This is a genomic window from Bradyrhizobium sp. MI1.10, from assembly GCF_055811035.1.
The window spans coordinates 82,827-94,667 of the sequence record NZ_JBVVPN010000012.1 but is presented as its reverse complement, the minus strand read 5'-3'; the positions used below and the strand labels follow the sequence as shown (position 1 = coordinate 94,667).

The 11,841-nt window shown below is 63.9% G+C and carries 10 protein-coding genes; 3 read left to right on the top strand and 7 right to left on the bottom strand.

Annotated features, from left to right (window positions below):
- Positions 1-19: 19 nt before the first annotated feature.
- Complete coding sequence (locus AC0L3K_RS14775) at positions 20-433, bottom strand: hypothetical protein (protein ID WP_007593923.1); 414 nt, start codon at positions 431-433, stop codon at positions 20-22.
- A gap of 303 nt (positions 434-736) precedes the next feature.
- On the opposite strand from AC0L3K_RS14775, the gene AC0L3K_RS14770 reads away from it, so the two are divergent.
- A complete protein-coding gene (locus AC0L3K_RS14770) occupies positions 737-2,008 on the top strand; it encodes an MFS transporter (RefSeq protein WP_473366259.1) in 1,272 nt (423 codons plus the stop codon).
- 38 nt (positions 2,009-2,046) lie between these two features.
- Here the strand turns inward: AC0L3K_RS14770 and AC0L3K_RS14765 are convergent, their stop codons facing one another.
- On the bottom strand, positions 2,047-2,871 hold the full coding sequence (locus tag AC0L3K_RS14765) for an NAD-dependent epimerase/dehydratase family protein (RefSeq protein ID WP_473366258.1): 825 nt from the start codon (positions 2,869-2,871) through the stop codon (positions 2,047-2,049).
- Between the two features lie 89 nt (positions 2,872-2,960).
- Here AC0L3K_RS14765 and AC0L3K_RS14760 point away from each other — a divergent pair, with 89 nt between their 5' ends.
- Positions 2,961-3,938: an SMP-30/gluconolactonase/LRE family protein gene (locus tag AC0L3K_RS14760; RefSeq protein ID WP_473366257.1), complete on the top strand. Its 978-nt coding sequence runs from the start codon at positions 2,961-2,963 to the stop codon at positions 3,936-3,938.
- A gap of 165 nt (positions 3,939-4,103) precedes the next feature.
- Here AC0L3K_RS14760 and AC0L3K_RS14755 read toward each other — a convergent pair whose 3' ends face one another.
- Complete coding sequence (locus AC0L3K_RS14755; protein ID WP_007593931.1) at positions 4,104-5,534, bottom strand: aldehyde dehydrogenase family protein; 1,431 nt, start codon at positions 5,532-5,534, stop codon at positions 4,104-4,106.
- Positions 5,535-5,741: 207 nt separating this feature from the next.
- Positions 5,742-8,105 (bottom strand): transketolase, encoded by a 2,364-nt coding sequence (locus AC0L3K_RS14750; protein WP_473366256.1) that lies wholly within the window; start codon positions 8,103-8,105, stop codon positions 5,742-5,744.
- Between the two features lie 132 nt (positions 8,106-8,237).
- Between AC0L3K_RS14750 and AC0L3K_RS14745 the strand changes: the two genes are divergently transcribed.
- Positions 8,238-8,699 (top strand): Lrp/AsnC family transcriptional regulator, encoded by a 462-nt coding sequence (locus tag AC0L3K_RS14745; protein WP_007593935.1) that lies wholly within the window; start codon positions 8,238-8,240, stop codon positions 8,697-8,699.
- Between the two features lie 4 nt (positions 8,700-8,703).
- Here AC0L3K_RS14745 and AC0L3K_RS14740 read toward each other — a convergent pair whose 3' ends face one another.
- From AC0L3K_RS14740 to AC0L3K_RS14730, 3 genes are all read right to left on the bottom strand, one after another.
- On the bottom strand, positions 8,704-9,783 hold the full coding sequence (locus AC0L3K_RS14740; protein WP_473366255.1) for a zinc-binding dehydrogenase: 1,080 nt from the start codon (positions 9,781-9,783) through the stop codon (positions 8,704-8,706).
- A 59-nt stretch (positions 9,784-9,842) separates the two neighbouring features.
- A complete protein-coding gene (locus AC0L3K_RS14735) occupies positions 9,843-10,784 on the bottom strand; it encodes a DMT family transporter (protein WP_199198311.1) in 942 nt (313 codons plus the stop codon).
- Between the two features lie 186 nt (positions 10,785-10,970).
- Positions 10,971-11,810: an aldo/keto reductase gene (locus tag AC0L3K_RS14730; protein ID WP_007593941.1), complete on the bottom strand. Its 840-nt coding sequence runs from the start codon at positions 11,808-11,810 to the stop codon at positions 10,971-10,973.
- Positions 11,811-11,841: the final 31 nt, after the last annotated feature.

Here is an 11,841-nt window from a genome sequence, read left to right as displayed (position 1 = left end):
GGCAAGCCAAGTCGCAGGTTCAGTACCGTCTTAGCAGGCCGCGCTCCACGCTGGTATCACCGTAGTCGGCGCAGGCCGCTTTCGGGTCGTTGATCAACTGCGCTCGGATGCGCCTGAACGTTTTGGCGGCCGCGTCGGACACCTCGATGCGGAATTTACCGGCATCGTAGTTTTCGCCGTCGCGGGCCTTGATGGCTGCCGCATAGGCGTCGATCATCGCCATCGCGGCATCCGTGCTGCCGAGAAGTCGGGCGCCGAGCTGGACACTGCCGGCACCATTGACCTCGTAGCCGACGCATCGTTGTTCGAGCACCGCGGACGCGGTGACGAGCTGGTCGAGAAACGTCGCCTCGGCGTCGCTGAGCATCGCGGCTCGCGCCGGGGCCGACATGATCAGCGCTAGCAGTACGACGGCTGGCAATTTGATTTTCATTGTTCTGACTCTCGCCGCCGCAATCGAACCGTGATCGCGGCACCGGTTGCCGAAATGCGATCGCGCAGATCGAGAACCAAATGCCGAAGGCAAGGTTGACCTGGATCAATGGGCAGGGCGGCCAAGCCAAAGCTCGGCCCCCGCATGCGCTCGTCCTCAATGAACCGGGGGCCACCGCGGGCGTGATGGACATCAAAACCTTTTGTCAACCCATCGAAATAGCGCGCCGTCGGAAATAGATAGGACCGGCGTCCAGCCGCGAATCGCACGTTCTTCCCCGTATTCCCTCCCGAATGAAATGCCATGACCGAACAAACCCTGACCGAGCCGATCGTCGAGTCGCAGGAGCGATCCCGCGGTTTTACGCGCTACCAGACGATCCTCGTTGCGCTGCTGGCGCTGGTCCAGTTCACGATCATCATCGATTTCATGATCATGTCGCCGCTCGGCGCCATCATGATGCCGGCGCTCGATATTTCGGCCGCTCAGTTCGGCGTGGCGGTCTCGGCCTATGCGTTCAGCGCGGGAATTTCCGGCATCCTGGCGGCCGGCTTTGCCGACCGGTTCGACCGCAAACGGCTGCTGTTGTTCTTCTACGCCGGCTTCACCCTCGGCACGGCGCTGTGCGCGATCGCGCCCAACTATCATCTGTTGCTGCTGGGGCGGATCGTGACCGGCCTGTTCGGCGGCGTGATCGGCTCGGTCGTGCTCGCCATCGTCACCGATCTGTTTACGCTGCAATTGCGCGGCCGCGTCATGGGTTTCGTGCAAACCGCCTTCGCTGCAAGCCAGGTGCTGGGCATCCCAGCCGGCCTTTTCCTCGCCAACCAGTGGAACTGGCACGTCGCGTTCGGCGCGCTGGTCGGCCTTTCGGTGATCGGGATGACCGCCGTGATGTTCGTGATGAAGCCCGTGAACGGCCATCTCGGGCTTAAGCAGGATCGAAACCCGTTCCGGCATCTGATCGCAACGGTCTCTCAGCCGCGTTATTGGATGGCTTTCTCGGTGACGACCCTGCTGGCGACCGGCGGCTACATGCTGATGCCGTTCGGCAGCGCCTACACCGTGCACAATCTCGGCATCGACATCGTGCATCTGCCGACGATCTATCTCGTCTCCGGCCTGTTCAGCATTGTCATCGGCCCGCTGGTGGGACGCGCGAGCGATGCCTTCGGCAAATACCCGACCTTCGTCTTCGGCAGCGCGATGTCCATCGTCATGGTGCTGATCTACACCCATCTCGGCGAGGTGAGCCTGACGGTCGCGATCCTGGTCAACGTGCTGATGTTCGTCGGCATCTTCTCCCGCATGATTCCGTCGCAGGCGCTGATTTCCGCAATCCCCGAGCCGGCGCAACGCGGCTCCTTCAGCGCGGTCGGCGCGTCGCTGCAACAGCTCTCCGGCGGGCTCGGCTCCGTGCTCGCCGCCGCGCTGATCGCGCAGGACGCCGACGGTACGCTCCGGCATTTCGACCGGCTGGGATACGTCGTCGTGACGACGGCGGTGATTTCCTTGATCCTGATGTATTTCGTGCAGAGGCCCATCGCGGCCCAAGCCGGCAAACGCGTTGTCTAGGGCGTCGATTCCGACGCCCTAGATTTGCGAATGCGCTCCTACCGCTTATTCCAATCGATGATCCGACTTGTGTCGCCGTCGAACTCGGTGCTGCAGAACGCGCCGCCCTGATAGTAATCGCCGACCGGATCAGGCTTCAGCTTGGCTTGCTCCGCCATCGCGTGCGCCACGTGGTCCTCGGAGCGCCCGGTGGGGCGGTAGCCGAACTCGTAGGCGCGGTGGTTGTCCCACCAGGCGCGCTCGTTCAGGGACACGCCGTAGAAGATCTCGAAATGAATGTCGGGATGCTCGAGCCCGATCTGGCAGAGCTGCACCAAATCTTCCGGCTTCAGCCAGATCGAAATCCGGCGAAGGTCCAGCGGCACGTCGCCGAAATTGCCAATGCGAAGGCAAGTCACCTTCAGGCCATGCTTGTCGGCATAGAGCGCGCCGACCGCTTCGCCGAACACCTTGCTGACGCCATAGCGGCCGTCGGGGCGCGGGGTCACATCGGTGCCGATCTTGTGGTGGCGCGGATAGAATCCGACGGCATGGTTCGAGGAGGCGAACACCACGCGCTTGACGCCCTTGCGATACGCGGCCTCGAACAGATTGTAGCCGCCGATGATGTTGGCCTGGAGGATGTCGTTCCAGGGACCTTCGACCGAATAGCCGCCGAAATGGATGATGCCGTCGACGCCCTCGCAGATCGCCTCGCACTGCGCCAGGTCAGAGAGATCCGCCGCCTTGAATTGCTCGTTCGCGCCGAGGTCCTTCGGCGGGCGGATATCAGAGAGCAGCAGGTCCGGATAGATCGGCGGCAGCAGTTTCCGCAGGCGCGTTCCGATCCCGCCCGAAGCTCCCGTCATCAAGATACGCGGCATGTCTTTCCTCGCCTTTGGCAACCAATTTGCGGTCACATGTCTCTGATGATAGCAGGATTGTCCAGAGGGAACGAAACGAGAGAACCGACATGAATGAGGCATCGTCCTATCCCCAGGAGCGGCCAGGCTGGCGGCCGGCGAGCTACTATCCCGATCCGGCGATAAAGGCACTCGATCCCCGCTTCGAAAAATACTGGCTAAAACTCTCGGCGGTAGAGCGGCTGACGACCGGCCTGCGCTGGGCCGAGGGTCCAGTGTGGGTCGGCGATGGTCGTTACTTGTTGTGCAGCGACATTCCGAACCAACGCATCGTCAAATGGGAAGAGGAGACCGGTGCGGTCTCGGTGTTCCGCAAGCCCTCCAATTTCGCCAATGGCAACACTAGGGATCGCCAGGGCCGGCTCGTCACCTGCGAGCATGGCGGCCGACGTGTCACCCGCACCGAATATGACGGCAGCATCACCGTGCTGATGGACTCGTTCGGCGGCAAGAAGCTCAACTCGCCAAACGACGTCGTGGTGAAGTCGGACGGTGCGGTCTGGTTCACCGATCCCACCTTCGGCCTGCTCGGCAATTACGAGGGCTACAAGGCCGAGCCCGAGATCGAGCCGAACGTCTACAGGTTCGATCCCGCGACCGGCAAGGCGACCATCGTTGCCGAAGGCGTGCTCGGGCCGAACGGGCTGTGCTTCTCGCCGGACGAGAAAATCCTCTACGTCGTGGAATCGCGCGGCGTGCCGAACCGCAAGATTCTTGCTTATGACGTCTCGCCTGACGGCACCACGATCTCCAACAAGCGCGTCCACATCGACGCAGGTCCTGGCACGCCGGACGGCATGCGCTGCGACATCGACGGCAATCTCTGGTGCGGCTGGGGCATGGGCGATCCCGAGCTCGACGGGGTCGTGGTGTTCGCGCCCGACGGCGTCATGATCGGCCGCATCGCGCTGCCCGAGCGCTGCGCCAATCTCTGCTTCGGCGGCGTCAAGCGCAACCGCCTGTTCATGGCGGCGAGCCAGTCGATCTACGCGCTATATGTGAACACGCAGGGCGCGGTGGGGGGATAGGCTCCCCAACTCTCTCCTCGTCATTGCGAGGAGCTCTTGCGACGAAGCAATCCAGACTGCACCCTCGGAAAAATTCTGGATTGCTTCGCTTCGCTCGCAATGACGGAACGAAAAGCGCCGGAGCGGTTTCCCGCTCCGGCGTTTTGTTTACCCAGGCGATATAGCCTACGCCGCGTTGAAGCCCGCAACCGCCTTCACTTCGAGGAAGTCCTCGAGGCCGTACTTGCCCCATTCGCGGCCGTTGCCGGACTGCTTGTAGCCACCGAACGGCGCGGAGCGGTCGTTGGGCACGCCCTGCAGATTGACGTTGCCGGCGCGGATCTGCCGGCCGACGCGCTTGGCGTCCTCGACGGAAGCACCCGTGACGTAGCCGGCAAGCCCATAGGGCGTGTCGTTGGCGATGTGCACGGCCTCGGCTTCGTCCTTGGCGCCGATGATGGTGAGCACCGGTCCGAAGATCTCTTCACGCGCAATCGTCATGTCGGGGGTGACGTCGGCAAAGATGGTGGGACGGACATAGAAGCCCTTGTTGACGCCTTCGGGCAGGCCGGGGCCGCCGGCGACGAGCGTTGCGCCCTCATCGATGCCCTTCTTGATCAGGCCCTGGATCTTGTCCCACTGGCCGCGGTTGACCACCGGACCAATGGTGGTGCCTTCGGCGCGCGGATCGCCCGCCTTGGTCTTGTCGGCGACCGCCTTCGCGATCGCGGCGACTTCCTTCATCTTCGAGGCCGGCACGATCATGCGCGAGGGCGCGTTGCAGGACTGGCCGGAGTTGTTGAACATGTGCATCACGCCGCCGGTCACCGCCTTCGTGAGGTCGGCGCCTTCGAGAATGACGTTCGGCGACTTGCCGCCGAGTTCCTGGCTGACGCGCTTCACGGTCGGTGCGGCGCGCTTGGCCACGTCGATGCCGGCGCGGGTCGAGCCGGTGAAGGAGATCATGTCGATATCGGGATGCTCGCTCATGGCGGCGCCGACCTCGGGGCCGAGACCGTTGACGAGATTGAATACGCCCTTCGGCACGCCGGCTTCATGCAGGATTTGCGCGAAGATCAGCGCCGAGGTCGGGGTGAACTCCGACGGCTTCAGGATCATGGTGCAGCCGGCGGCAAGCGCGGGCGCGACCTTGCAGGCGATCTGGTTGAGCGGCCAGTTCCAGGGCGTGATCATGCCGACCACGCCGACCGGCTCGCGCAGCACCATGGCGGTGCCGACCGGTTCCTCGAAATGATAGTTCTTGAGCACGTCGAGCGTGGTCATGAGGTGGCCGAGACCAGCGCCGGCCTGCAGCTTCTCCGCCATCGGCAGCGGCGCACCCATTTCGTCGGAGACGGCAGCACCGATCTCCTTGAGGCGGCCCTTGTAGATCTCGATGACCTTGGTGAGCAGCGCGACGCGCTCGTCACGGCTGGTCTGGGAGAACGTCACGAACGCGCGCTTGGCGGCGGCAACGGCTTTATCAACGTCGGCCTTGGAGCCCAGCGCAACCTCGTACATCGCCTCTTCCGTCGCCGGATTGACCACGGCGGTGGACTTCTTGACGGCGGGATCGACCCAGGCGCCGTCGATGTAGAACTGCATGCGATTGACCATAGTGAACCTCTTCTTGGGGGCTTGGAGGGGGCGTTTCGGCAGGCATCCTTGCACGAAAGCGCCGGCAATTGAACCCGCCATATGCGGGGCCAGCATTGCGGCGGACGGAGGTTATATGAGCCGATGGCGGAGGGGTGGCAAGGTCTCGCCTCACTCACGATGTCATCCCGGCCTAGTGCCCATTGCGCGCTAGGCCGGGATGACGAACTACACAGCCATCTTCCGATGCAACACCGGCGCGCCGGTGGTGAGGCTTTCGGCCGCATCGATGATGGCGTTGGCGTCGATGCCGTAGTGGCGGTAGAGGTCGGCGATGGTGCCGGTCTGGCCGAACTGCTCGACGCCGAGTGCCTCGACGCGATGGCCGCGGACGCTGCCGAGCCAGCCGAGCGCCGCCGGATGTCCGTCGATCACGGTCACGATGCCGCAGTCGCGCGGCAGCGGCGCGAGCAGTTTTTCGATGTGGCTGAGATGCTGCACGCCGCGCCGATCCCGGCGCAATTTCCGTGCGGCGGTCCACCCCGCATGCAGACGATCTGCGGACGTGATCGCGAGCAGGCCGATGTCGCGCCGGCTCTCGCCGATGAAGCCGGTCGCTTCGATCGCTTCCGGCGCAACTGCGCCGGTATAGGCGATGACGGCTTCGGCATTGGGGCCCGGCTTGCGCAGCCAATAGGCGCCGTCGGTGATGCCCTGCGCGAGCTCCGGCGTCATGATCCGCTGCGCCTGCTCGATCGAGCGCGTCGAGAGCCGCAAATAGACCGAGCCGCCCTCGCCCGGATCGCGCTGCATGTGGTTGAAACCCCACCCCATGATCACGGCGAGCTCGTCGACGAAGGCAGGCTCGAACGAGGCGAGGCCGTCCTGCGCCATGCCGATCAAAGGCGTTGCGATCGACTGGTGCGCGCCGCCTTCGGGTGCCAGCGTGATGCCCGACGGCGTTGCCGCCACCATGAAGCGGGCATCCTGGTAGCATGCATAGTTCAGCGCATCGAGACCGCGCTCGATGAAGGGATCGTAGAGCGTGCCGACCGGCAGCAACCGCTCGCCGTTGATCTGGTGCGACAGGCCGAGCGCCGAGAGCATGATGAACAGGTTCATCTCGGCGATGCCGAGTTCGAGATGCTGGCCCTTGGGCGAGAAGTCCCAGTTGAAGGTGGATGGAATTTTCTCGCTGCGGAATAAGTCCGCCTTCTCGCCGCGCGCAAACAGGCCGCGCCGGTTCACCCACGGACCGAGATTGGTCGAGACGGTGACGTCAGGCGACGTCGTCACGATGCGCCTGGCAAGCTCGCTGTCGCCGCGCGCGATCTCGTTCAGCACCAGCCCAAAACCCTGCTGGGTCGACATCTGCGGCGCCGGCTTGAAGGCGAGCTGCGACGGCACTTCGATCACAGGCGCGGTGAGCCGGCGGCCGTCCTGGTTGAACGGCACGCCCGCGAGGAAGGCGTCGAGCTCGGCAGGACTTTGCGCGAGACCCTCGTATCTGTCCCATTCGTGTCCGGGCCGGATGTTCTGGCTGTCGCGATATTTCTCCATCTGCGCGACTGTCATCAGGCCGGCGTGGTTGTCCTTGTGGCCCTGGAACGGCAGGCCGACGCCCTTGATGGTGTAGGCGATAAAGCAGACCGGGCGATCGTGATCGATGGATTCGAACGCATCCAGCATGCTCGCCATATCATGGCCGCCGAGGTTCGACATCAGCGCCAGCAATTCGTCGTCGCTGCGCTTGTCGATCAGTTTGGTGATGGGGCCCTGATCGCCGATCTCATCGTGAAGATGTTTGCGGAACGCCGCGCCGCCCTGAAAACACAAGGCGGCGTAGAGCGCGTTCGGGCAATTGTCGATCCAGCGCTTCAACGCCTCGCCGCCAGCTTCGGCAAAGGCCTCGCGCATCAGGCGGCCGTATTTCACGATCACCACGTCCCAGCCGAAATTGCGGAATACGGTCTCGAACTTTTCCCAGAGGCCTTCGCGGACGACGGCGTCCAGCGACTGCCTGTTGTAGTCGACCACCCACCAGGTGTTGCGCAGGCCGTGCTTCCAGCCTTCCGCCAGCGCCTCGAAGATGTTGCCCTCGTCCATCTCGGCGTCGCCGACCAGCGCAATCATCCGCCCTTCGCGGCGATCCTTCATCCAGCCATGTGCCTTGACGTAGTCCTGCACCAGCGAGGCGAACAGCGTCTGCGCGACGCCGAGGCCGACCGAGCCCGTGGAGAAATCGACGTCGTCGACGTCCTTGGTGCGCGAGGGATAGGACTGCGCGCCCTTGAAGCCACGAAAATTCTCCAGCTTCTCGCGGCTCTGCCGGCCGAACAGATACTGGATGGCGTGGAACACCGGGCTCGCATGCGGCTTCACCGCGACGCGATCTTCGGGCTTCAGCACGTGGAAATACAGCGCCGACATGATGGTTGCGAGCGAGGCCGACGAGGCCTGATGTCCCCCAACCTTGAGGCCGTCCGCGTTCGCGCGGACGTGGTTGGCGTGATGGATGGTCCATGACGACAGCCACAGCGCCTTGCGGGCGAGCGCGGTCAATGTGTCGAGGCGGGCGATATCAACGGGCATGGCAATGCTCCCGGAAAACAGGTGCCGATGATACCCCTGCCGGAAGCGCCAAACTTCTCAATTTTTCGCGCAGTACCAGCCCATATTGGGATATCTTACCAATCGATCGGTAAAAACGACAGGTTCATCCCAATGCCCGCCCTCGACGCCATCGACCGAAAAATCCTCAGCTACCTCCAGAACGACAGCCGGCTGACCATGCAGGAGCTGGCCGATAAGGTCGGGCTGTCGGTGTCGCCCTGCCATCGCCGGGTCAAACTGCTCGAGGAACGCGGCGTCATCTCGCGCTACATCGCGACCGTCGACCAGAAGGCGCTGGGGCTGCATGTCAGCGTCTTCATCTCGATCAAGCTGGCGCGGCAGAAGGAGGAGGACCTCAACCGCTTCGCGCGCGCGATCTCGAAATGGGACGAGGTGCTGGAATGCTACCTGATGACCGGCAACCGCGACTATCTTTTGCGCGTCGTCGCAGCCGACCTCGCCTCCTACGAGACCTTCCTCAAGACCAAGCTGACCCGGCTCGACGGCATCGCCTCGATCGAGTCGAGCTTCGCGCTCAGCCAGGTGAAATATTCGATCGCGCTGCCGGTGTGAGGCATCACCGCCACGGCTGCACGATGATCTTGGTGTGCGCCTCAGGGTTGGCGAGATCGGCGAAGGCCTTTGCGACGCCGTCGATGCCGATCTCGGCCGTCACCATCGCAGCCGCATCCACCTTCCCTTCCGCGATCAGGCGCAGCGAAGCTGCGAATTCGTCCGGCGTGTAGCCGAGCACGTACTGAACGTTGAGCTCCTTCATGATGCCGAGCATGGGCTCGCTCCTGTCGGTCTCCATGCAGACGCCGACCACGACGATCCTGGCATCGCGCGGCGCGCCTTCGAACACCTGCTGCAACAGACCAGGCACGCCGACGCATTCGAAGATGATCGCGGGCTTCAGCGCGGGCAGCATCGCCTGGAACGGCGGGCGCGCCGCCTTTTCCTCGTCCGACATTTGCGCATGCTCGGCCCAGATCGCATAGGGCTGCGACACCCTTGGATCCACGACGATATCGGCGCCGAGTTTTGCCGCAAGCGCGCGCCGCGCCGGCGAATAGTCGGCCGCGACGATCGGATGCAGGCCCTTGAGCTTCAGCGCCGCAATCACCGCGAGCCCGACCGGGCCGCAGCCGATCACGAGCGGCACTTCGCCGCCTCGGATATTGGCCTTGGCGACGGCGTGAACGCCGACCGCGAGCGGTTCGGTGAGCGCGGCATGCTCCGGCGCGAGACCGTTGGGTACCTCGAGCAGCAGCGCTTCGCTCAGTAGCATCGCCTCGGCATAGCCGCCAATATTTTCGTTGGAATAGCCGATGCCCTCGATGCCCTGCGGCGTCACGAGGGCCGGCAGCGAGCACACGCGCGTGCCCGGCTTGAGCTTGCGCACAGTGCCCGGGCCGAAATCGACGATCTCGCAGCAGAACTCATGGCCGAACACGACGTCGCGGGCGAGGTCCATCGGCTTGCGGCCGCTCTTTCGCGCCATCTCCACCATGCGATGGGCGTGCTGGCGCGCGTGCAGGTCAGAGCCGCAGATGCCGCAGGCGAGCGTCTTGACCAGCACCTGGCCGGGGCCGGGCTTTGGCTCCGCCATCCGATCGACGACAATCTCACCGTTCCTGAAAATCGCAGCGCGCATTCGGCTCCTCCCGGCTTGTTGGAGCCATTGATAGCACGAAGCGGACGCGTGAACTTGCGTCAGGGGTTCGGGGAACGCTCTTCCATGATCAGGAGCTGGGCGCGACGGATGCGCTCCCGATGGGCGATGTAGAGGCCGCTGGCGACGATGAAGGCTGCACCGGTGACGGTCCAGACATCAGGCACTTCGCCGAACAGGAAGAAGCCCAAAATGCTGACCCAGAGCAACTGTGTGTAGGAGAACGGCGCCAGCACCGAGGCATCGCCGTAGCGATAGGCCAGGACGATGATCCACTGGCCGACGGTGGAGGCGACGCCGATCACGATGCCAAGCCCGATCGCGGTCCAGGTCGGCGTGACCCAGACGAATGGTACCATCAGGGAGAGGATCGCAACGCCCGTCAGCGCCGAATAGGCCATGGTGGTGAGGACGGCTTCGCGCCCGCTCATCATGCGCGTCAGGATCAGCGCCGCAGCCCAGCAGAACGCCGAGACGATCGGGAAGAACGCGGCGGCGTGAAACGCGCTGGAGCCCGGGCGCAGGATGATCATCACGCCCGTCAAGCCGATCGCGGTGGCGATCCAGCGGCGCATGCCCACCTTCTCGCTCAGAAACACGATCGAGAGCGCGGTGACGAACAGTGGCGAGACGAACCCGGTCGCGGACGCTTCCGCGATCGGCAGGAAGCTCAGGCCGGTGATGAAGAACAGCGAAGAGCCGAGCAATGCCGCGCCGCGCATCAGCTGCAGGCCGAGGCGCTCGGTGCGCATGGCATGAAGCGGCGAGCCCGGCAGCATTACCGGCGTGAACATCAGCGCGAACGTTACGAAGCGGATCCAGGTGATCTCGATCGACGGCAGGCTCGACGACAAATATTTCGCGGTGACATCGGAGCAGCCGAGAAAGATCGTCGACAGCAGCACCAGCGCGATGCCCTTGAAGGGATGATCGACGCGCGCCGGCGCGCGGCGCGCCTGCGGCTTCTTTTCCGGCATGGACATGGGAATACTGTCGAGCCTTGCGGCTGCGGCGGGCGGCGGGGTCACGGCTGGAACCTAGGAGATGCGAATCGGGAATGATCGTTAAAAACGATAATTGCGCCGCTTTCACAACTTCCGAAAACAGGATGCCGATATGCGCTCACGTCCGCGCGCGTCAAGACTCCATTAAGAATAGGCGTTTGTGCACTACAGCATGGGCAGACCGCGCGGCTTCGGACCGCGCGGAAACGCCGCATCGAGCGCCGCGATCTCGTCTTTCGTCAGCACGAGATCGCCGGCCGCGGCATTTTCGCCGGCGTGTTCCGCGGACGACGCCTTCGGGATGGCGAACACCGTAGTCGCACGGGTGAGGAAGCTCAGCGCGATCTGGCGCGGCGTTGCGCGACGCGCCTCCGCGATGCGCGCCAGCACTACACCGCCCTTGCTGTTGCTCGCAGGGAAATCGTCGTGGCCGAACGGCGAGTAGGCGACCACGGCGACACCATGCTGTTCGCACCACGGGATCACCGCGTGCTCGATCGCGCGTTCCCTCAGATGATAGAGCACCTGATTGCAGGCGATGCGGCCTTCGCCGGCAGCGTCGAGCATCTCGTCGAGATCATCGGCATCGAAATTGGAGACACCCCAGGATTTGATCTTGCCGGCCTTCACCAGTTCCTCGAACGCGGCCACAGTGTCCTCCAGCGGATACGAGCCGCGCCAATGCAGCAGATAGCAGTCGAGCCGATCCGTCTTCAGCCGCTTCAGCGAGCGCTCACAGGCGGTGATGGTTCCGCGGCGCGAGGCGTTGCTCGGCAGCACCTTTGACACGAGGAACACCTCGTCGCGTCGCCCCGCGATCGCATCGGCAATGACGAGCTCGGCGTCGCCATACATCTCGGCAGTGTCGATGTGGGTCATGCCGAGATCGAGCCCGCGCTGAAGCGCCGCGATCGCGCGCTTGCGATCGCCGTGGTCGAGATACCAGGTGCCCTGCCCGATGACAGAGACGCTGGCGCCGGTTTTGCCGAAGGGGTTCGTGTTCATATTTGCTCCGATACCACTCGTTCGCTCAGGC

Excerpts from the sequence above, each read along its gene's own strand:
- AC0L3K_RS14750 (WP_473366256.1), bottom strand. The coding sequence starts at position 8,105 with ATGCCCGTTGATATCGCCCGCCTCGACACATTGACCGCGCTCGCCCGC.
- AC0L3K_RS14735 (WP_199198311.1), bottom strand. The coding sequence starts at position 10,784 with ATGTCCATGCCGGAAAAGAAGCCGCAGGCGCGCCGCGCGCCGGCGCGC.
- AC0L3K_RS14770 (WP_473366259.1), top strand. The coding sequence starts at position 737 with ATGACCGAACAAACCCTGACCGAGCCGATCGTCGAGTCGCAGGAGCGA.
- AC0L3K_RS14755 (WP_007593931.1), bottom strand. The coding sequence starts at position 5,534 with ATGGTCAATCGCATGCAGTTCTACATCGACGGCGCCTGGGTCGATCCC.
- AC0L3K_RS14765 (WP_473366258.1), bottom strand. The coding sequence starts at position 2,871 with ATGCCGCGTATCTTGATGACGGGAGCTTCGGGCGGGATCGGAACGCGC.
- AC0L3K_RS14775 (WP_007593923.1), bottom strand. The coding sequence starts at position 433 with ATGAAAATCAAATTGCCAGCCGTCGTACTGCTAGCGCTGATCATGTCG.
- AC0L3K_RS14740 (WP_473366255.1), bottom strand. The coding sequence starts at position 9,783 with ATGCGCGCTGCGATTTTCAGGAACGGTGAGATTGTCGTCGATCGGATG.
- AC0L3K_RS14760 (WP_473366257.1), top strand. The coding sequence starts at position 2,961 with ATGAATGAGGCATCGTCCTATCCCCAGGAGCGGCCAGGCTGGCGGCCG.
- AC0L3K_RS14730 (WP_007593941.1), bottom strand. The coding sequence starts at position 11,810 with ATGAACACGAACCCCTTCGGCAAAACCGGCGCCAGCGTCTCTGTCATC.
- AC0L3K_RS14745 (WP_007593935.1), top strand. The coding sequence starts at position 8,238 with ATGCCCGCCCTCGACGCCATCGACCGAAAAATCCTCAGCTACCTCCAG.